Source organism: Lentzea sp. NBRC 105346, from assembly GCF_030269605.1.
Lineage (GTDB): Bacteria > Actinomycetota > Actinomycetes > Mycobacteriales > Pseudonocardiaceae > Lentzea.
Genome location: NZ_BSTQ01000002.1, coordinates 238202 through 258257, shown reverse-complemented (window position 1 = coordinate 258257; position 20056 = coordinate 238202). Strand labels below are relative to the sequence as shown.

22 protein-coding genes are annotated in these 20056 nt (G+C 69.7%); 9 read left to right on the top strand and 13 right to left on the bottom strand.

Translation table 11 applies throughout. The features are described 5' to 3' along the window. Positions 1–58 precede the first annotated feature (58 nt). Positions 59–952 carry a proteasome assembly chaperone family protein gene (locus tag QSK35_RS05505; protein ID WP_285742911.1) on the top strand — a complete coding sequence of 298 codons (894 nt, stop codon included), beginning with the start codon at positions 59–61 and terminating at the stop codon, positions 950–952. 3 nt (positions 953–955) lie between these two features. Here the strand turns inward: QSK35_RS05505 and QSK35_RS05500 are convergent, their stop codons facing one another. Genes QSK35_RS05500 through QSK35_RS05480 form a run of 5 tightly spaced genes read right to left on the bottom strand, consistent with a single transcriptional unit; the run spans position 956 to position 4338 of the window. After that, the gene (locus tag QSK35_RS05500; protein ID WP_285742909.1) at positions 956–1411 is read right to left on the bottom strand and encodes a dihydrofolate reductase; all 456 of its coding nucleotides are present in this window, start codon (positions 1409–1411) and stop codon (positions 956–958) included. Then, positions 1408–2205 carry a thymidylate synthase gene (locus QSK35_RS05495; protein WP_285742907.1) on the bottom strand — a complete coding sequence of 266 codons (798 nt, stop codon included), beginning with the start codon at positions 2203–2205 and terminating at the stop codon, positions 1408–1410. The genes QSK35_RS05500 and QSK35_RS05495 overlap by 4 nt, the downstream gene beginning before the upstream one ends. Before the next feature lie 10 nt (positions 2206–2215). Beyond that, positions 2216–2782, bottom strand: a complete 567-nt coding sequence (locus tag QSK35_RS05490) for a nitroreductase family protein (protein WP_285742906.1) — start codon at positions 2780–2782, stop codon at positions 2216–2218. Between the two features lies 1 nt (position 2783). After that, positions 2784–3878: an acyl-CoA dehydrogenase family protein gene (locus tag QSK35_RS05485; protein ID WP_285742904.1), complete on the bottom strand. Its 1095-nt coding sequence runs from the start codon at positions 3876–3878 to the stop codon at positions 2784–2786. 22 nt (positions 3879–3900) lie between these two features. Next, positions 3901–4338 carry a MarR family winged helix-turn-helix transcriptional regulator gene (locus QSK35_RS05480; protein WP_285742902.1) on the bottom strand — a complete coding sequence of 146 codons (438 nt, stop codon included), beginning with the start codon at positions 4336–4338 and terminating at the stop codon, positions 3901–3903. A gap of 78 nt (positions 4339–4416) precedes the next feature. On the opposite strand from QSK35_RS05480, the gene QSK35_RS05475 reads away from it, so the two are divergent. Further along, on the top strand, positions 4417–5181 hold the full coding sequence (locus QSK35_RS05475; protein WP_285742900.1) for an SDR family NAD(P)-dependent oxidoreductase: 765 nt from the start codon (positions 4417–4419) through the stop codon (positions 5179–5181). 157 nt (positions 5182–5338) lie between these two features. Here the strand turns inward: QSK35_RS05475 and QSK35_RS05470 are convergent, their stop codons facing one another. From QSK35_RS05470 to QSK35_RS05460, 3 genes are read right to left on the bottom strand one after another with little or no spacing between them, the layout of a single operon-like run. Then, the gene (locus QSK35_RS05470) at positions 5339–6649 is read right to left on the bottom strand and encodes an ABC transporter permease (protein ID WP_285742898.1); all 1311 of its coding nucleotides are present in this window, start codon (positions 6647–6649) and stop codon (positions 5339–5341) included. After that, positions 6649–7314, bottom strand: coding sequence for an ABC transporter ATP-binding protein (locus QSK35_RS05465; protein WP_285742897.1), 666 nt, complete (start codon positions 7312–7314; stop codon positions 6649–6651). Before QSK35_RS05465 ends, QSK35_RS05470 begins: the two co-directional genes overlap by 1 nt. Before the next feature lie 20 nt (positions 7315–7334). Beyond that, positions 7335–8300, bottom strand: a complete 966-nt coding sequence (locus tag QSK35_RS05460; RefSeq protein ID WP_285742896.1) for an efflux RND transporter periplasmic adaptor subunit — start codon at positions 8298–8300, stop codon at positions 7335–7337. Between the two features lie 55 nt (positions 8301–8355). Here QSK35_RS05460 and QSK35_RS05455 point away from each other — a divergent pair, with 55 nt between their 5' ends. The 6 genes from QSK35_RS05455 to QSK35_RS05430 all read left to right on the top strand — a co-directional run bounded on the left by QSK35_RS05455 (position 8356) and on the right by QSK35_RS05430 (position 12697). Then, the gene (locus QSK35_RS05455) at positions 8356–9324 is read left to right on the top strand and encodes a TIGR03885 family FMN-dependent LLM class oxidoreductase (RefSeq protein ID WP_285742895.1); all 969 of its coding nucleotides are present in this window, start codon (positions 8356–8358) and stop codon (positions 9322–9324) included. Continuing rightward, entirely contained in the window at positions 9321–10823 is a 1503-nt protein-coding gene (locus tag QSK35_RS05450) for an alpha-amylase family protein (RefSeq protein ID WP_285742894.1), read from the top strand. The genes QSK35_RS05455 and QSK35_RS05450 overlap by 4 nt, the downstream gene beginning before the upstream one ends. Beyond that, complete coding sequence (locus QSK35_RS05445) at positions 10820–11590, top strand: SDR family NAD(P)-dependent oxidoreductase (protein WP_285742893.1); 771 nt, start codon at positions 10820–10822, stop codon at positions 11588–11590. The genes QSK35_RS05450 and QSK35_RS05445 overlap by 4 nt, the downstream gene beginning before the upstream one ends. A 16-nt stretch (positions 11591–11606) precedes the next feature. After that, positions 11607–11792, top strand: coding sequence for a DUF2795 domain-containing protein (locus QSK35_RS05440; protein WP_285743593.1), 186 nt, complete (start codon positions 11607–11609; stop codon positions 11790–11792). Positions 11793–11853: 61 nt separating this feature from the next. Continuing rightward, a complete protein-coding gene (locus QSK35_RS05435; RefSeq protein WP_285742892.1) occupies positions 11854–12495 on the top strand; it encodes a HemK2/MTQ2 family protein methyltransferase in 642 nt (213 codons plus the stop codon). Between the two features lie 25 nt (positions 12496–12520). Continuing rightward, positions 12521–12697, top strand: coding sequence for a CDGSH iron-sulfur domain-containing protein (locus QSK35_RS05430; protein WP_285743591.1), 177 nt, complete (start codon positions 12521–12523; stop codon positions 12695–12697). Here QSK35_RS05430 and QSK35_RS05425 read toward each other — a convergent pair. From QSK35_RS05425 to QSK35_RS05405, 5 genes are all read right to left on the bottom strand, one after another. Next, on the bottom strand, positions 12619–13593 hold the full coding sequence (locus tag QSK35_RS05425) for an iron-containing redox enzyme family protein (RefSeq protein WP_285742890.1): 975 nt from the start codon (positions 13591–13593) through the stop codon (positions 12619–12621). The two genes, QSK35_RS05430 and QSK35_RS05425, sit on opposite strands and share 79 nt — an antisense overlap. Further along, a complete protein-coding gene (locus QSK35_RS05420; RefSeq protein ID WP_285742888.1) occupies positions 13590–14579 on the bottom strand; it encodes a carboxylate-amine ligase in 990 nt (329 codons plus the stop codon). The genes QSK35_RS05425 and QSK35_RS05420 overlap by 4 nt, the downstream gene beginning before the upstream one ends. After that, positions 14557–14985 carry a DUF4383 domain-containing protein gene (locus QSK35_RS05415; protein ID WP_285742886.1) on the bottom strand — a complete coding sequence of 143 codons (429 nt, stop codon included), beginning with the start codon at positions 14983–14985 and terminating at the stop codon, positions 14557–14559. The genes QSK35_RS05420 and QSK35_RS05415 overlap by 23 nt, the downstream gene beginning before the upstream one ends. A 165-nt stretch (positions 14986–15150) precedes the next feature. After that, a complete protein-coding gene (locus tag QSK35_RS05410; RefSeq protein ID WP_285742884.1) occupies positions 15151–15741 on the bottom strand; it encodes a superoxide dismutase family protein in 591 nt (196 codons plus the stop codon). Positions 15742–15804: 63 nt separating this feature from the next. After that, on the bottom strand, positions 15805–18027 hold the full coding sequence (locus QSK35_RS05405; RefSeq protein WP_285742883.1) for a hypothetical protein: 2223 nt from the start codon (positions 18025–18027) through the stop codon (positions 15805–15807). Positions 18028–18151: 124 nt separating this feature from the next. Between QSK35_RS05405 and QSK35_RS05400 the strand changes: the two genes are divergently transcribed. After that, on the top strand, positions 18152–20026 hold the full coding sequence (locus QSK35_RS05400) for a S41 family peptidase (protein ID WP_285742881.1): 1875 nt from the start codon (positions 18152–18154) through the stop codon (positions 20024–20026). Positions 20027–20056: the final 30 nt, after the last annotated feature.

Sequence of the window (20056 nt, the reverse complement as noted above, 5' to 3'; positions counted from 1 at the left end):
CGGGAATTCGAACCGGTCTGGTTGGCTTGTACCGAGAAAGATCGCCAAAGAGGAGGTAGTGGTGCACGATCCGGAGAACCTGTACGAGGTCGACTCCGAGGTTCCGGACCTCACCGGAGCCGTGCTGCTGCACCACTTCGACGGGTTCATGGACGCCGGGGCCGCCGGACGCCTGCTCGCCGACCACCTGCTGAGCACCTACGAGAACCGCGTCATCGCCCGGTTCGACGTCGACGAGCTCATCGACTACCGGTCGCGCCGGCCGCTGATGACCTACGCGACCGACCACTGGGAGGACTACGCGAAGCCCGAGCTCGTCGTGCGGTTGCTGCACGACGACGCGGGCACACCGTTCCTGCTGCTCAGCGGGCCCGAACCGGACCAGCGGTGGGAGCGGTTCGTGAACGCCGTGCACTCGCTCGTCGAACGGTGGGGCGTGCGGCTCGTCGTCGGCTTCCACGGCATTCCCATGGGGGTACCGCACACCCGGCCGCTGCGGGTGATCGCGCACGCGACCAGGGCCGAGCTCGTCTCCGAGCACCAGCCGTTCTTCAACCGCGTCCAGGTGCCCGGCAACGTCGCCGGGCTCATCGAGCTGCGGCTCGGCGAGCACGGCCAGGACGCCATGGGCTTCGCCGCGCAGGTGCCGCACTACCTGGCGCAGTCGAATTACCCGACGGCCGCGGTCACGCTCCTCGACGCCGTCGCTCGGGCCACCGGGCTGTCGTGGAAGATCGACAAGCTGCTGGAGGCCGCGCAGCGCACCGACGCCGAGATCCACCGGCAGGTCGCCGAGTCCGACGAGGTCGGGCAGGTCGTCGAGGCGCTCGAACGGCAGTACGACGCGTTCGTCCAGACCCAGGCGATGGGCGACGACATCCCGAGCGCCGACGAACTCGGTGCCGAGTTCGAACGGTTCCTCGCCGAGCAGCAGCGCCCGCCGGACCTGTAAAACCTAGTAACGAACGAACCGGTAGTGCAGGCCTGACGAAGACACCATCCAGTCCGAAGTGGACTGAATGGGGCGGTCCACCGGCGGTGCGTACGTGTCGCCCTCGAACGGCTCCTGGATCTCCGTCACCACAACGGTGTCCGCGAACGGCAGCGCCGCTTTGTACACCGCCGCACCACCGATCACCCACACGTCACCGGAAGCGGCCGCCAGAGCCGTTTCCAGTGACGGGAACGTCTCCACGCCGGAAACGACCCCCGACGACAGCACCATGTTGCGCCGGCCGGGCAGTGGCCGGAACCGCGGCGGCAACGACTCCCACGTCCGCCGCCCCATGATCACCGAAGCGCCGCGCGTCAGCTCTCGAAAATGCGCCATGTCCTCGGGAAGGTGCCACGGCATCGTGCCGTCCCGGCCGATCACACCGGTCGACGACTGTGCCCACACGAGGCCGATCACACCGCCACCGGAGCCTTGATCGCCGGGTGATGCTGGTATCCCACAACGGAAAAGTCCTCGTACGAATAGTCAAACAACGAGGACGCCCGCCGCAGCTCCAGAGAAGGGAACGCGAAAGCCTTACGTGACAACTGTTCCCGGACCTGCGTGACGTGGTTGTCGTAGATGTGGCAGTCGCCGCCGGTCCAGATGAAGTCACCGACGCCGAGATCGCACTGCTGCGCCACCATGTGCGTCAGCAGCGCGTACGAGGCGATGTTGAACGGCACCCCGAGGAACAGGTCCGCGCTGCGCTGGTACAGCTGGCACGACAGCTTGCCGTCGGCCACGTAGAACTGGAAGAACGCGTGGCACGGCGGCAACGCCATCTGCGGGATCTCGCCGACGTTCCACGCGGACACGATGATCCGCCGCGAGTCGGGGTTGGTGCGCAACGTGTGCAGCACCTCGCTGATCTGGTCGACGTGCCCGCCGTCGGGCGTCGGCCACGACCGCCACTGCACCCCGTACACGGGACCGAGCTCACCGTCGGGAGCGGCCCACTCGTCCCAGATCGTCACGCCGTGGTCCTGCAGCCACTTCACGTTGGAGTCGCCGCGCAGGAACCACAGCAGCTCGTAGGCGATCGACTTGAAGTGCACCTTCTTGGTCGTGACCAGCGGGAACCCGTCGGCGAGCCGGTAGCGCAGCTGGTGCCCGAAGATCGACCGCGTCCCGGTTCCGGTGCGGTCCTCCTTGTGCGTGCCCGTCTCCAGGACGTGGCGGAGCAGGTCTTCGTACTGCGTGTCCGGCATGGTCGCGAGCCTATATCCAGCGCACGAGCTCCTTCACGTCACGCCGCGCGGCCACGCCGAACGACCCCTCCGGGTGACCGACCGGTACCAGAGCGGCGATCTCGAAGCCCGACGAGACCCCGAGCAACTCCAACGCCTCCGCCTGGTGCACCCGGATCACCGTGGTGAGCGTCGTGCCCAGCCCCAGGGCTCGCGCCGCCAGGCAGAAGTTCTGCACCGCCGGGTAGATCGACGCGTGCAGCGGCCCGATGTCCAGCCCGCCGCCCCACTCCATCACCGGCATGAGGAAGAACACCAGCGCGGGCGCCGAGCCGATGTTGTCCGCGAGGTGCCGGGCGGCCGGCGTCTCGTTCTGGAACGCGTCCGCGTACACGTCGAACGCCTTGCGGTACACCTCGCCGATACGAGCCCGCAGGCCCTTGTCCGTCACCACGACGTAGCGCAGCAGCTGCACGTTCCCGCCGTGGGGAGCCTGCTGGGCCGCCCGCAGGCACGTCCACAGGTCCTCCGACGACACCGGATCGGGCCGGAGCCGCCGCATCGCCCGCGTGGTCATGATCGCTTCCAGCGCATCCATGTCAGAACCGAGCCGTGTCGGGGCCGAAGCCGAAGCGGATCTTGGAGTACGTCTCGAGGAGCCGCCGGGACACGATGGTGTGCTGACCGGCGACGTGCGCGTCCCGCAGACAGCGCTGCAGGGCCGAGGAGGAAAACACCGACGTGCCGCCACCCAGGGCGAACGCGAGCCGCGTGACCTCGGCGGACTCGGCGGCGGCGTGCGAACATGCGAGCCGCAGCCGGCCGCGTGCCTCGACGGGAACGTCAGCACCGGCCACCGCGAGCTCCCAGCAGGTCTCCAGCTCGTCGAGCAGGAACGCCCGCGCGGACGACAGCCGGGCCTCGGCCACCGCGATGTCGATCTGGACCCCGGTCTGCTCGGCCAGCCGCGCCGACGCGTGCTGCGGCGTCTTCTCGACGGCCAGGGCCTCGATCTCGTCCAGTGCCCGCCGCGCGATCCCGAGTCCGACCGACGCGACACCGATGGCCAGGAAACAGAAGTAGGGGAACGACGGGATCGGTCCCTCCAGGCCGGGAGCGTCCGTCGCGGGCCACATCGCACGCCGGACCGGCACGAAGACGTCGGACACGGAGAACTCGTGCGACCCGGTCGCGCACAGCCCGGCCGAGTCCCAGGTGTCGTGGATCGTCACGGAGGCACGCGGGTACACGCACATTCGCGGCCCGTCCGGCGTCATCGCCGACCCGATGATCCACTGGCTGTGCGGCGTCGCGCTGCCCCAGCCCCAGCGCCCGGTGATCGTGTAACCGCCGTCCGCCACCACGCCCCGGCCGACCGGCGCCGCGGTTCCGGCGATCACCGACCGCGGGTCCGCGAACACCTCGTCCGCGCCTGGAACCGGCAGGTACCACGCGAGCGCGGCCGAGATGGACGTCGTCATGATCGTCCAGCCGGTGGAGCCGTCCGCGCGGGCGAACTCCTGGACCCGGCGGCTGAACTCGGGCGGGCCCAGCTCGGCGCCGCCGTACTGCTTGGGGCTGATCAGGCGGTGCAGCCCCTCGTCCACGAGCGCGGTGACGACCGCGTCGGTCAACTGGCGGGTGGACTCCGCCGCGGGGGCGTCGCGGCGGATCAGGTCGAGGATCGAGGTCACCGCACCGATCTTGCTCGGTCGGTCAGAGCTGGGCTAGCGCCCTCACGAGTGGTGCGAGCTCGGGCAGCCCGTCCGCCTCGTCCAGCGCGTCGCTGAGCACTCGATCGTGGGTCGGCCGGGCCTCGGCGAGCAGCTCTTGGCCCTTGTCGGTGACCTCGGTGTAGATGCCGCGGCGGTCGGTGGGGCACAGGTAGCGCTGCAGCAGCCCGCGGTCCTCGAGCCGCGTGACCAGCCGCGTGGTCGCGGACTGGCTGAGCACCACGGCGTTCGCCAGCTGGTTCATCCGCAGATGGAAGCCGACCTGGCGGTTCAGTGCGTCGAGCACGGTGTACTCGCTGACGGACAGGTCGTGCTCACGTTGCAGCGCCCGCTCCAGCCGGTCCTCGATGCGGGCGTGCAGGGCCGCCAGGGTGCGCCAGCCCTGGGCGCGTGCTTGCACAGCGTCGTCGGTCAGTGACACGGCTCACTCCCAATAAGCAGCGTCTGCAACTATTGCGTACGCTGGTAATCGTCCAATGCAAGTCTATCGGGGGAATCGATGAATATCGATCTGTCTGGCCGCACCGCCCTCGTCACCGGCTCCACGTCCGGTATCGGTCTCGCGACCGCCAGTGCACTCCACGAAGCCGGTGCGACCGTCATCGTCAACGGGCGCTCTCAGTCCAGGGTGGACGAGACCGTCGCGAAGCTCGGCGGATCCGCCCGCGGCGTCGCCGTCGACGTGGGCACCGCCGAGGGCGCCGACGCGTTGATCGCGGCCGAGCCCGACGTCGACGTGCTCGTGAACAACCTGGGGATCTTCTCCGCCGCGCCCGTCTTCGAGGTGCCCGACGAGGAGTGGTTGCGCTTCTTCGAGACCAACGTCCTGTCCGGCGTCCGGCTCGCCCGGCACTACACGCCCCGCATGGTCGAGCGCGGCTGGGGCCGCGTGATCTTCGTGTCCAGCGAGTCCGCGGTCTTCGTCCCCACCGAGATGGTCCACTACGGCATGACGAAGACCGCGCAGCTCGCCGTCGCACGCGGCATGGCCCAGGCGGTCGCGGGCACCGGCGTCACCGTCAACTCCGTCCTTCCCGGACCGACCCTCACCGAAGGTGTCGAAGAGTTCATCCGAGATCGCGTAGGGGACGGCGGTGAACAGGAGTTCATCGCCACGCAGCGCCCAACCCTCATGCTCGGCAGGCTGATCCGCCCCAACGAGGTCGCGAACCTCATCACCTACGTCTCGTCCGAGCTCGCCTCCGCGACGACGGGCGCGGCCCTGCGCGTCGACGGAGGCACCGCGCCCACGCTGATTCCATGACCGGTTGGTGCAGAACTTCCTGTTGTACAACAGCATCACCCCAGCGCTCACCCGTGCGGCGGAAGCGAAGTACCGATCGCTCCCACTAGTGCCAACGAGCGGGGTGCGGGGCAAGCAATCGCCCAACCGGGTGTCAGGTCGATCTAACTCCGCGTGACTACGCGCGCATGACCGTGGCGATGGGGATCCGGGCGGCCCGGATCGCGGGGATCAGGCCGCCCAGGATTCCCGCCACCAGACCGGCGATCACGCCCGCGACACCGGCCTGCCACGGGAACTCGATGCCCTGCAACGACGGGTGGCGCCCGCCGAAGATCTGCGAACCGATCTTCAGTCCGACGACCCCGGCGCCGATCGCGGCACCCGCCGTGAGCAGACCGGTCAGCAGCGTCTCGGACAGCACGATTCCGGCGAGCAGCATGCGGGACGTGCCGACCGCGCGCCGCAACGCGAACTCCTCGATGCGTTCGCCGACCGTCGCGAGGCCGACGTTCAGGATCCCCGCCACGCCGATCAGCAGCACGAGCGCGGCCAGTCCGAGGAAGATCCACCGCATCATCGACAGCTGCGACGACATCCGCGACCGCGAGTCGATCTCGTGCGCCTGCACCTGGTCCGCCGGAATCCCCAGTCCCACCAGGCGAGCCCGCAAGGTCTGCTCGAGATCGGACGTGCCGGGGGACAGGAGCAGTTGCAGCCCGGGACCACCCTGCCCGCCGTTCTGCTTGGCAGTACTGGGCAACCACGTGCGCAGCTCGTCGATCCGTACATACGCCGCGGGTTCCATGCCGCCGTCGTCGACCACACCGGTGATCTGCGGCGTCATGTTCGCCGAAGCGCCGGTCACCTGCATCTCGGCCGGAACGTGGTACTGCCGCAACCCCTTCGCGGCCTCGCGGTTGAGCACCAGGCGCGGCGCCATGGCCGGGGCGGACGCGAAGTCCAGCCACTGCCCGGAGACCGGTCGGAACGGCCGGAACGTGCGCACGTCACCGGTCAGCGCGTACAGGCGCACCTCGATCGCCTGGCCGTCCGGCTTGGGCGCCTGCGTCTCCTCGGCGCCGTAGCACCCGTTCTGGTCGCACCACTTGTAACCGCGCGGTCCGCCGCGGCCCTGGCCCGCGTACTCGAACGGCATTCCGCCCTCGTTCACCGGCCGCACGCCGGGTTCGCCGATGATCGCGCTCATGTTCAGCGCGGCGACGGCGTCCTTGCGGCCGCGCACGGTGTCCTCGACGATCGCGGCACCGTTGTCCGGTATGTACATCGCCCGCGTGCCGTCGATGCCCTGGGTGAGCTCGACGTCGGTCAGCAGCGCGCGTTCGGCGATCTCGGCGCCGGCCTGCACGGTCACGACCGCGAGCACACCCATGAACAGCGAGATCATCGACAGGAACGTGCGCAGCTTGCGGGCCCGGATGCCCTGGCCGCCGATGATCACCGCGGAGCGGAGTTTTCCGGACAGCATCAGGCCAACTTCCCGTCGTGCAGGCTGAGCACACGGCCCATCTTCGCCGCGTGGTCGTGGTCGTGGGTGACGAGCACGAGGCCGCAACCGCGGTGCGTGGCGCTGAGCAGCACGTCCACGACGAGGTTGCCGGTCTCGGTGTCCAGCGCGCCGGTCGGTTCGTCGGCCAGCAGTACGCGGGGCTCGCGGACCAATGCCCGCGCGATGGCGACGCGTTGCTGTTCGCCGCCGGACAGGCGCGGCGGCTTGTGCTTGGCCAGGTGCGCGATGCCGACCTGGTCGAGTGCCGCCAGCACCTTGGCCTTGCGCTTGCGCCGCGAGTGCCAGCCCTGGCCGTTGACCAGCGCCATCGCCACGTTCTGTGCGGCGGTGAGGTGCTTGAGCAGGAAGAACCGCTGGAAGACGAACCCGAACTCGGCACTGCGGAGCTGAGCGGCTTTTCGTTCCGGCAGCTTGGTGATGTCGCGTTCGCCCAAGATGTACTGGCCACCGTCGGGCCGGTCGAAGAGCCCGATCAACGACAGCAGCGTGGACTTGCCGCTGCCCGAGCGGCCGAGGATCGCCACGCTCTGTCCGCTGTGGACGGTCAGGTCCACCCCGGACAGGATGGTGCGCGGTTCGTCCTGGCCCTTCAGCGTTTTCGTGATGCCGCTGAGTTGGATCAAAGGGGACTGGATGAGCGCGGTCACGGGCCGGTCGGCCTTCCGGGCTCCTGCTGGGCTTCCGGGAGGTTGGGGCCCGGCACGGCCAGTTCCTCGTCACCGGTCAGGCCGGACTTGACCTCGACGACCTTGCCGTCCGTCAGACCGAGCACGACCTCGGTGGTCTGCCGCTGCCCGTCCTTGAGCACGTCGACCTTGCCCTTGCCCTGGGTGCCCGCGACGGCCTCGACCGGCACGACGAGCACGCCGGTCGCCTTGCCGGTGATCAGCTCGACGGTCGCGGCCGCGCCGTTGACCATCTTCACGTCGGCGGGCGGCGTGCAGACGACGCGCAGCCCGGTCGGTTCGGTCGGCTTCTGCTGTTCGGCCGGGGGACCCGGCGGTGTCGGCGGCCCGGACGGCGGCGGCTTCTGCTCGGTCGGCGTGGGTGTCTCCGGCACGGTCCCCGCGGGCAGCGCGGCGATCGTGCCGAGCACGGCGCACGCGAACGGGCCCGGCCCGTTCTTGATCTGCGCGGTCACCTCGGCGAGCGAGTCGGTGATCTTGTAGGCCTGGTCGCCCGCGACGTCCGCGACGATGCCGTAGGCGGCGTGCTTCGCGGAGAAGATCGGCATGCCGGCCGTGACGGTCGCCTTGTCGTCGACCAGGCGCGCGCCGGGCACCGCGCCCGCGGGCACCTCGACCGGTGTGGCCGTGCCGTTCGCCCAGATGTTCGCGACGCGTGTCGGCTTCGCCGGAGTGCCGGAAGGCGCTTTCACGTCGAGGAACCTGACCTGGCCCGCGACCGGCGCGACCAGGCCGAACATCGGGTTCATCGTGACCTTGCCGGTCAACGAGACCTTGTTCGTCAGGTCCTGTCTGCTCGGTTTGACCGTGGTCATCGTGGTGCCGCGTGGTGCCAGCTCCGGATTCGGTTCCCCCGGACCGGACGCGCTGCACGCCGTCACCGTCGTGAGGGCACACAGCAGCGCGAGGAGTTTGGTGTGCACATCTACAAAGACACCTGACGGTGGATCAAGGTTGCATGCGGGTAGCCACAAGTGCATGACGAGGTACGGAATTCACGCTTCACACGAGCAGGTACACCCGTCTGCCCTGCTGGCGACCGTGCGCCGCGCGGAGGAGGCGGGCTTTCGCTGCGCCATGTCGTCCGACCACTTCTCACCGTGGAGCGCGCGGCAGGGCCACTCCGGTTTCGCCTGGTCGTGGCTGGGGGCCGCGCTGCAGGCGACGACGCTGCCGTTCGGTGTGGTCACCGCACCGGGCCAGCGCTACCACCCCGCGATCACCGCGCAGGCCATCGGCACGCTCGCCGCGATGTTCCCCGGCCGGCTGTGGGTGGCGCTCGGCACGGGTGAGGCGAGCAACGAGCACATCACCGGTGAGGGCTGGCCGCGCAAGGACGTGCGCAAGGCCCGGCTGGGCGAGTGCGTCGACGTGATCAAGGCGCTGCTGCGCGGCGAGACGGTCAGCCACGACGGCCTCGTCCACGTCGACCGCGCCAAGCTGTGGACGCTCCCCGACGAACCGCCGCCGCTGATCGGCGCCGCCGTGACGCCGGAGACCGCGGAGTGGTGCGCGAGCTGGGCGGACGGCCTCGTCACGGTCAACGCGCCGCCCGCGCAGCTCAGCCGGGTGGCCGAGGCCTACCGCGATGCGGGCGGCCGCGGGCCGCTGTGTCTGCAGGTGCACCTGAGCTGGGCGCCCGACGAGGAGACCGCCGGGCGCATCGCGCACGAACAGTGGCGCACCAACGTCTTCCCGGCGCCCGTGTGCTGGGACCTCGAGACCGTAGAGCACTTCGACGTGATCGCCGAGCAGGTGCCCGCCGAGCACGTCGCGAAGGTCGTCAACATCTCGGCCGACCTCAACCAGCACGCGGCCTGGCTGCACGAGTACGCCGAGCTGGGGTTCGACGAGATCAACCTGCACCACGTGGGCCAGGAGCAGGACGCGTTCGTGGACGCCTTCGGTGAGCAGGTCCTGCCGCAGCTGAAGGGAACCGTACTGTGAAGCTGACCCGCACCGCCGACCTGTGGTGGAAGACCGCCGTCATCTACTGCCTGGACGTGGAGACGTTCTGCGACAAGGGTTTCGACGAACTGGCGCAACGGATCGACTACCTCGCCTCGCTCGGTGTCACGTGTGTCTGGCTGATGCCGTACTACCCGTCGCCGGACCGCGACGACGGCTACGACATCACCGACTTCCAGAACGTCGACCCGCGGCTGGGATCGCTGGGCGACTTCGTCGAGTTCGTCCGCACCGCGCGCGACCGCGGGCTGCGGGTGATCGCGGATCTGGTCGTGAACCACACGTCCGACCAGCACCCGTGGTTCCAGGAGGCCAGATCGAGCCGGGACAACCCGAAACGCGACTGGTACGTCTGGCGCGACGAGCCGCCGCCGGACGCCGACAAGGGAGTCGTCTTTCCGGACAAGGAGAAGTCGCTCTGGGAGTACGACGAGAAGACCGAGCAGTACTACCAGCACATGTTCTACAAGCACCAGCCGGACCTGAACGTCGAGAACCCGGCCGTGCGCGACGAGATCGCGCGGATCATGGGACTGTGGCTGGAGCTCGGGCTCTCCGGGTTCCGGGTGGACGCCGTGCCGTTCCTGCTGGAGACCCAGTCGGACCACCTGCCCGACCCGCACGACTACCTGGCCGACCTGCGGGCGTTCATCGGCCGCCGCAACGGTTCGTCCGTCCTGCTCGGCGAGGTCAACCTGCCTTACGACGACACGATGAGGTTCTTCGGCGACCCGGACGACACCGGCGAAGAGCTGACGATGTGCTTCGACTTCATCGGCATGCAGCAGATGTACCTGTCGCTGGCCCGCAAGGACGCCCGTCCGCTGGCGCAGGCGTTGCGCGAACGGCCGAAGCCGCCGCGCGACGGGCACTGGGCGACGTTCGTGCGCAACCACGACGAGCTGACGCTGGACAAGCTGTCGGACTCCGAACGCCAGGAGGTGTTCGAGGCCTTCGGCCCGTCGAAGGACATGCAGCTCTACGGACGCGGCCTGCGCCGGCGGCTGCCCGGCATGCTGAACCACGACATGCGCCGCATCCGGATGGTCTACAGCCTGCTGTTCTCGTTGCCGGGCACGCCGGTGCTCTTCTACGGCGAGGAGATCGGTATGGAGGAGGACCTCTCGCAGGAGGGCCGCCTCGCCGTGCGCACCCCGATGGAATGGGACCGGGTGCACGAGCAGCGGCGCGATCCGGAGTCGTTGCTGTCGTGGCTGCGTACGCTGATCGAGCGTTATCGCGAATGCCCGGAGTTCGCCTGGGGTACCTACGAGGTGCTGGACGTCGGCGAGCCCGCCGTGCTGGCGCACCGCTGTTCGATCGACGGTGACTCCGTGGTGGCCGTGCACAACCTCGGCGACCGCGACGTGACGGTGCCGCTCGACGGCACTTTCACAGACGTCTTCACGGGCGAGCGGGCGGAACTCCCGATGGCACTGGGGGCCTACGACTGTCGATGGCTGAGGAGTGAACGGTGAAACCACTCGCGGTGGTGACCGGCGCGTCGAGCGGAATCGGACTGGAGCTCGCGAAGGTGTTCGCGGACAACGGTTTCGACCTCGTCGTGGCCGCCGAGGACATGACGGGGATGGAGCTGCCGGGCGTCGAGGTCGTGCCCGTGCGCGCCGACCTCGCGTCCTACGACGGCGTCGAGGCGCTGGTGAGCCAGGTCCGGGCGATGGGCCGGCCCGTCGACGTGCTGGCGGTGAACGCCGGGGTCGGTGTCGGCGGGGACTTCGTCCGTGACACGTCCGTCGACGACAACCTGGAGGTGGTGAACCTGAACGTGACCGGGTCGATCCACCTCACGCACCGGATCGTCGCGGACATGGTGGATCGCAAGGCGGGCCGTGTGCTGTTCACGTCGTCCGTCGCCGCCACCACGCCGGGGCCCTACCAGACCGTCTATTCCGCGTCGAAGGCCTTCCTGGCGTCGTTCGCGCAGGGCCTGCGCGAGGAGCTGAAGGACACCGGCGTGACCGTCACGACGCTCATGCCGGGTCCCACGGACACGAACTTCTTCGACCGCGCCGGCATGCAGGACACCAAGGTGGCGCAGGGATCCAAGGACGACCCCGCCGAGGTGGCCCGCGCGGGGTTCGAGGCGCTGATGAAGGGCAAGGACCACGTCGTCGCGGGGTCGTTGCGCAACAAGGTGCAGGCCGCCGTGAGCCGCGTGCTGCCGGAGCCGGTGAAGGCGAAGCTGCACCGGACGATGAGCGAACCCGGTTCGGCCGGCGCGTGAGGGGTACACGGCTGCCATCAGCAATCCCATCCAGATCCAGAAACACCTGTCCGGCATCGACTATCCCGTCGGCAAGGACCAGCTCGTCGCCAAGGCCGAGGAGAACGGCGCCGGCGACGATGTGCTGAGCCAGTTGCGCGGCCTGCCCGACCGGCAGTACAACGGTCCGAACGCCGTGAGCGAGGAGCTCTCTCGCAGTTGACCTTCGGTAGCAATAGCCACTGTGGACGTTTGGAACGTCCGGTGAGCGGTATTTCCCCACTGTGAGGCTGATTCGGGCACCGGGCGTGTACGCGCCGCAGGAGGACACCAGGCTGCTGGCCCAGGTGCTGCGCGGCGCAGCGATCCCGCCCGGCGCGAGGGTCCTCGACGTGGGCACCGGCACCGGTGCGCTGGCGCTCGCCGCGCTGCGCGCCGGTGCCGCCGAGGTGGTCGCGGTCGACGTGTCGCTGCGCGCCGTGCTTACCGCGCGGCTCAACACCATCGGGCAGCCCGTGCGCGTGCGGCTCGGCGACGTGCTGCGCGTGGTCGGCGGTGACACCTTCGACCTCGTGCTGGCGAACCCGCCGTACGTGCCGTCGGACGAGGTCATGGAACGCGCGTGGGACGCCGGGCCCGACGGTCGCGACCTGCTGGACCCGTTGTGCGACAAGGCGTTCGACCTGTTACGGCCCGGCGGGACGATGCTGCTCGTCCACTCGGGGCTGTGCGGTGCGGAGCTGACGCTGGACCGGTTGCGTGCGGCAGGGCTGAAGGCGTCCGTCGTCGACCGGCGGTGGATCCCGTTCGGCCCGGTGCTGCGGAGCCGGATCCGTTTCCTGGAATGGCACGGGCTCGTCGAGCCCGGTCTGCGGTACGAGGAACTGGTGGTGATCCGCGGTGACCGGCCCGAGAAGCCCTCGTAGGATCACCGTCGTGCCCGGCGGGCCGATGCTGGTCGAGGGCCCGGTCGCCATCGAGCACGATGGTGAGACGCGGGTGTCCGACCGGTTCGTGGTGGCCGTCTGCATGTGCCGGCGCAGCAAGATCTATCCGTTCTGCGACACCAGCCATCGGCGGCGGGTGCGCAGGGACGATCCGCCGGACCGCCACGACGCGAGCAGGTGATCGGCGAGCCGGGCTTCGAGGAACTCGGTGGCCTGGATGCCGAACACGACGTCCGGCTCCAGCGCGGGCTCGTCGGCCAGCAGACCGCCGATCACGTCGCGGCGCATGATCTGCTCGTGCACCGCGTCCGCCTCGACGTGTTCGGTGAAGAACCGCAGGCACGCCGCCGGTGCGCCCAGTCGCTCCAGCGCCCGCGCCAGCCGGGCCGCGCTCGGCGCCGTCGTGATCTCCGCCGCCGCGAAGTGCCCGACCAGGGCGCCGCGCAGCGACCGGTGCAGGCCGAACAGCGACATCATGTTGACCAGCGCGATCGACGGCGCGGGCACGTCGTCCAGGTAGTGCAGGTAGTCCGCGGACATCCCGGCCGCGGCCAGCAGGTCGGCGTAGAGCCGGGAGTGCATGCGCTCGGCGCGCCCGCCGCCGAACTCGTCGAACTCGACCGCCACCAGCGCCGCCTTCGCCCGGCCGCGCAACCGGGGGATGACCCACGCGTGCGGATCGGCCTCCTTGTGGTGGTAGACCGAGCGATGCGCGAGATACTCCCGCATCTGGTCCCAGTCGCCTTGGTCGCGCAGGAAGTGTGAGACGCCCGGCTCGCCTTCCACCAGCAGGGCGTCCAGCGCGTCCGTCAGCGGGGGAGTGTCCACATCGGACCGCAGTGCGGCCAGGAACCGCCGCTCGAGTTCGCCGCGCAACCGCAACAGGTCCGGATCCCATTCCCAGTCGCGTGTCACCTCGTCGAAACCGCTGTAGTGCAGTTCGTACATGGTGTGCAAGGCGATCGTGGCGTCCTCGCCGTACGGGTCCGCGTCCACGGAGGGCAGACTGCCGCGACCGCGCAAGGCGTCGACCAGCGCGGCCGACAGCGGGCCGCGGGGTTCGGGCAGCTTCGTCATCGGCCCTCCAGTACGCCGAGATCGCCGGTCTGTCGCAGCGCGGGCGTGACGTGTGCGAAGAGCTCGTCCAGCAGCTCGCGCGCGGGCACCTGTCGTTCGAGTGTCGGATGCACGGCCGGGCCGGCGAGCCCGTACCGCGCCGCGGACCACAGGGCCGCCGAGAGCACGTCGTCGCGGACACGCGGACCCTCCCGCCCGGCCTCCAGTTCGGTGAGTGCCGTGCGGACCAGCGCCCGCGCCAAAGCCGCCTGCAGGACGGCGTCATCGACCTCAGGTACGGCGTCGGCGGCACGGAACTCGACCGTGGGATAACGCGGGGAAAGCCGGGCCAGCCAGAACGTCATGCCGCGGTCGACCAGCGTGCCGCAGTCGACCATGCGGGTGACGTGCTCGTCGTAGGCGGCGGCCGAGTCGAACCACGGCGGCACGCCCGCGCCGGGGAACCGCGACACCTGCACGATCCGCCAGCTCGCGTAGCCGGTGACCCGGCCCGCGTGGCACGGCGAGTTCGCGGACAACGCCAGCAGCGTCGGCAGCCACGGCCGCACGTGGTTGAGCACGGCCACCCCGGTGTCCCGATCGGGCACGCCGACGTGCACCTGACACGCGCACGCCTCGTAGTCCGCGACGACACCCGCGTACCGCGCCACGATCCGCTGGAACCGGTCGCCTTCCGCGCGGATCGGCTGCGTGGGCAACGGTGGCACCCCGGCCGAGAGCACGCGGAGGCCCGCCGACTCCGCGGCCGACCACACGAGCGACCGCGCCTCGGTGAGCGCCGCGCGCAGTTCGGTGAGATCCGTGCAGGGCCCGGTGGCGGCCTCCACCTGGGTGGCCGAGAGCTCGGCGTGGAACCGTGTCAGTCCGGTGTCCCGCAGACCCGCCAGCACCTCGGCGGCACGCGGTGCGGTGCGCCCGGTCGCCGGGTCGGCGAGCAGGAACTCCTCCTCTACGCCGACGGTCTCAGCGGATCGCCCGGCGCCCAAGCGTCACACCCAGGGCGATCATGCCGAGACCGAGCACCAGGTGCAGCCAGTCGTCGGCGTTGTTGAGCGGGACGAAGTTGGCATCGCTCGCCTTGTCGATCAGCAGGCCGTACAGCCACAGGACGAGGTAGATCGCGCCGCCCACGATGAGGAACGACCTGGCGCCGGTGGCCGTGCGGGCGAGCAGCAGCCCGGCGACACCGAACAGCAGGTGCACCACGTTGTGCAGGACCGAGACCATGAACACGCCCAGCAGCATCGCGTGGGACTCCTGCCCGGCGATCGTCATGCTGTCGTAGTCCGTGGTGACGCCTGGGATGAAGCCCAGGATGCCCACCAGTCCGAACACCGCGCCCACGGACGCTGCCGCGCGCTGTACAGGTGCGGTGACCCTGACGTCGACCATGGTGTGTCCTCCCTTGCTTCAAAGTGGAAGCATTTGGCGGATACCCCTGGCCCGTACACGCAAACGGGGCCGGATCGCTCCGGCCCCGTTTCAGCGTTTCGCCTGGTCAGAACTGTGCGGTGAGGCACGCCAGCCGAGGGCGTTCGCTAGCCCTGGTCAGACGTGTCAGAACTGGGCGGTGAGGCAGGCGAGCCGGTCGCCCGCGGTGCCCGCCTTGCCGTGCTCGGTGCTCGTGTGCGCGGCGTGCACGATGACGGCGTTCGCCTCGCCCTTGCGGAACTGCCACTTCACGGTCGCCGTGCCCTTGCCGGCGCCCTTGTCGTCCGTGATGAAGTCGAGCCAGATCTCGTTCGAGGCGTTCGCGTACTTCTCGTCGACCGACGGCGACACCGGGTCCTTCTCGTTCTGGTAGTGCGGGCCCGAGTCCGCCGGCTTCGCGCCGCACGGCTTGGTGTGCACGTGCGAGCCGTACTTGGTGTTCGGCAGCAGGCCGCTGACGGTCAGCTCGACCGTCGTCTGCCCGTCGGCCACCTTGGACGCCACCGCGAGCTTCGCGCCGACTGGGATGCGCTTCGCGTCGTAGGTGATGCCCTTCGGCTGGTCACCCGACGCGGCCGGCTCGGCGACCGCGGTCTCCGCGACCGGCGTCACGGGTGCCGAGGTCGGGGTCGGGGCCGGCGCCGCCGTGTTGGTGCCACCGGAACAGGCGGTCAGGAACAGAACGGATCCGAAGAGGACCGCCACAGACGTACGCATGCTTCTCCTTGGTCAACGCTTTCCAGATTCCCAGACACGGCACGTGCCTGAGCGGGAAAGGGTTCATTCCAAGTGAGACGCTAGTGCCGCCTGATACTCCGCGCTCGTCTGGTAGTCCGAGTGTCGTTGAATGTGTCCGGACCCGTTGCACTCGGCGGCGGCCCGGTCGCAGTCGTTGGTCGTGTAGCCCTGGACCGGGAACCCGAGGAAGTCCGTGCGGCGCCACAGGTTCGTCCACGGGACCATAGTGGACAGACCGCCGTTGACGGCACCGTTCACGTGCGGCCAGCGCCACGGATCGACGGACCACAGACGCCCGCCACGGCTCGCCGGCAGGCCGAGCACCACCGGTCCGAGCAGCTCCGGGAAGATCCGCCCGAAGTACGGTCGCAGCTGCGAGCCGTAGGTGATCAGCGACAACCGTTCGGTCGACGGCAGCGCGTACACCGTCGCCGCCGCGAGCACCGCGCCGAGGCTGTGCGCGGACAGCACCACGCGGTTCTCCGGCGCTTCGTCGAGCCATTCCCGCACCCGCTCCACCAGTTCGGGCACCGCGCGTTCGGCGTAGCAGGGCGGGGCGAACGGGTGGGCGGTGCGCGGCAGGAAGCACAGCAGGTCCCACACCAACCCCAGTGGCCGGGTCGCCCGCGCCCCGGCGAACGCGGCCACCACGGCTCCGCCCACGGCGATCGTGGCCAGCAGTCCGTAGTCCACGATCCACTGCGGGAGGTCCCGGCGGGAGGACAGGGTCGCGTCGACCGCCAGCCCGACGGCGAGCACGCTCACCGCCGACAGCAGCCCGACGACCTTCTCCGCCCGATGTGCCAGCGCGGCCAGGTGCCGCGCCCGGACGTTGCGCGCGGCGCCCTCCTCCTGCAGCGCGTCGAGCAGCACCGACGGCTTGATCAGGCGGACCGCCATCACCGCTCCGGCCACGACCACGACCAGCACGAAGACGAGCCCGGCGACCATGAACGACCCGCTGAACCACGTGTAGACCGCCGGTACCGCGGGCGCGCCCACCAGCCACTTCCCGGCCCCCACGACCGCCACCGTCGAGAGCGTCATCGACGACGCCAGCGACAACCCGAGCAGCACACCCGGCCCGGTGCCCGACCACGCCTGCCACCGCCGTTCCTTCGCGCTGAGCGCGAACCCGACCAGTGCGACCCCGCCGAGCACGGCGACAATCGGTCCCATCCAGGTCCAGCGCGTCGCGACGAGGCCTGCGGTGACGAGAAGTCCGAGCAGCAACGGGATCCGCCACGGGTTCGCGCGCCACGCGTACGCCGAGGCGGCGATCCCGAGCAGGCACGCCAGCAGGATCGGCGGCAGCCCCGCCGGCACCATCAGCGGAGCCGTGAACGACGGCTGAACAACCACCAGAGCGATGATCTGTTCGACCAGGACCGTCACCGATGCGGCCAGCAGCACCATCGAACCGCGCGGACCGTGCGGCTCGGACTTCACGTCCGGAGCGTCCGCGACCCGCCGTGACGCCAGCGCGGCCGCCGCGATCAGCAGGGCGAACGACAGCACGGAAGTGACCCGGAACGCCGGGGCGAACGCCCAAACGTCCACAGAGGACACCAGGGCGACGACCGAGAGGCCGGCCGCGAGGTGCACCCGCGTCAGCTCGCGCAGCATCGTGTCACCGCGCCACAGCTCGGGATCGGCGAGCATCACGGCACCACGGTCGGATCGCCCGGCCGACGTCGTCTTCTGCTCGTACCGCACGCGCGACCTGGCGGTCAGCAACCACAGGCCCAGCAACAGCAACACCGGCGCCGCCGACGCGATCGCGACCCGCGTGGCGACGGGCAGCCCGGTGAACCAGTCGGGCATCCGGGCCGACTGGATCGCGGCGAGATCCAAGGCGATCTCGCACGCCGCCAGCACCAGCAGCACGGTCAGGCCGAGGCCGAACAACCGGGTCGTCGCGGCACCACTGCCGCTGTGCCAGTCCGGTCGCTGCTTCCCGATCGGCAGTTTCCGGCTCCAGTAGGCGACGTTCGCGAGCCCGAACGGCAGCAGCAACGCCCAGCCGATGCGGGCCGCCGTGTCGAGGAACCGATATTTCACCGGCAGGCTCATGGAGTTGCGCGCCATCCCGCCCCACGAGTACGCCTCGGTGCGCAGCTCCTCGCCGGGTTCCAGCGCGGTCCAGAACCCGCCGAGGTGGTCGCCGCCCGTCTGCCCGACCGCCTCACGTGGCAGCCCCAGCATCGCGTGCGGCGGCGTGTTGTTGACCCCATGGATACGCAGTTCCAAAGTCCGTGGACTCATGCGCGTCGCCCCCTTGGCCTTACCAGGTAGTCGCGCATCCGGAGCCACGGGTTAGCGGCCATTCGGGTGAAGTTTGTTGTATCCAGCGGGCTTGCGCGTCCTCTACTGGACAAGGAGGCCGAGCATGACGACAACCATCAACCCGGTTCTGGCCGAATCCGCCGGGCTCGCCGAGTTCCGCAGGACGGCGGGCACACTGACGCTCGCGCAGCGCAAGCTGATCGTCGAGCAGGCGCTCGTGCTGATCGAGCAGAACTACGCGCACCTGCCGCTCAAGGTGGCGATGCACGCCGTGAACCCCGTGCAACGTCTGAGAGTCCTGCGTTCCAGACTCGAGCGGCTCACCGACGCTTCGATGGAAGACGAATGGCTCTTCCACCGCGAGCTGTCGACCACCTTCCACTCGGTGCGCGACCTGCACACCAACTACCTGCTGCCCGCGCCGTTCGCCGGCATGAGCGCGTTCCTGCCGTTCGCGTTCGAGAAATGCCGCATGCCGTCCGGCGAGACGCGCTACCTCGTGGCCCGGATCGTCGAGGGCTACGACCAGCCGTCGTTCGGCCCCGGCGCCGAGGTGACGCACTGGAACGGCACACCGATCGACCGCGCGGTCGAGGTGAACGGCCAGCGCTTCGCCGGCAGCAACAGCGCCGCCAACCTCGCGCGCGGCCTGGAGTCGCTGACGCTGCGGCCGCTGGTGATCCAGCTGCCGCCGGACGAGGACTGGGTCGTCGTCACGTACCGCGGTCTCGACGGCACCGTGCGCGACCTGCGCGAGCAGTGGCGGGTCGCGAAGAACCCGCCCGCGATGACCGATCCGGACGAGCTGTCGGCGTCGTCCGTCGCGCAGGGCGTGGACCTCGACGCGGACGAGAAGTCACGCGCGAAGGTCCTGCTGTACCGCCCGGCCGTCGCCTCGGTCGACGCCAAGGAGGTCGCACCGGCCGCGTCGGACGATGTCCCGACGACGATGCCCAACGTGTTCCGCGCCCGTCCGGTGACGACGCCGTCCGGCACGTTCGGGCACCTGCGGATCTTCTCGTTCAGCGTCAACGATCCGGACGCGTTCGTGCAGGAGTTCGTGCGGCTGGCCGCGTTGCTGCCGCAGAACGGCCTGATCGTCGACGTGCGCGGCAACGGCGGCGGGCACATCTTCGCCAGCGAGATGACGCTGCAGACGTTGACGCCCAAGCACATCGAGCCCGAGCCGGTGCAGTTCCTCAGCACTCCGCTGAACCTGCGCATCTGCAACCGGCACGCGAAGAACCCGACGCACCAGATCGACCTCGGGCCGTGGTTCCCGTCGCTGGACGAGTCCACCGAGACCGGCGCCGCGTTCTCGTGCGCGCACTCGATCACGCCGGAGGAGGACGCCAACGCGATCGGCCAGACCTACCACGGGCCGACGGTGCTGATCACCGACGCCCGGTGCTACTCGGCGACCGACATCTTCTCGGCGGGCTGGGCGGACCACGAGATCGGCCCGATCCTCGGTGTCGACGCCAACACCGGCGCCGGCGGTGCGAACGTGTGGACGCACGGGCTGCTCGCCACGTTGATGAGGATCCCCGAACCGGACCTCGCGACGCCGTACAAGGACCTGCCGAACAAGGCGAACATGCGCGTCTCGATCCGGCGCACGCTGCGGGTCGGGAAGCTCGCCGGGACACCGGTCGAGGACCTCGGGGTGCGGCCGACGCACCAGCACGACATGACCGCCGACGACCTGTTGCACGGCAACAAGGATCTGCTGGCGAAGGCGGGAGAGCTGCTCGCTGCACTCCCGGTGCGGCGGCTCGGGGTGGCGTGGTCCGGGGCCACGGTGTCGCTGGACACCGTCAACCTGGACCGGGTCGACCTCTACGTCGACGACCGTCCCGTCGCCACGCGCGACGTCGCGGACGGGGTGCACGCACTGACCGTCCCCAGTGGACAGAAGCTCCGCGTCGAGGGTTTCTCGGGCGGAAAGCTGGTGGCCGCGCGCAAGGTCACCAGCTGAAACCGTTAAGGCCACCTTCACTGCGCTGAG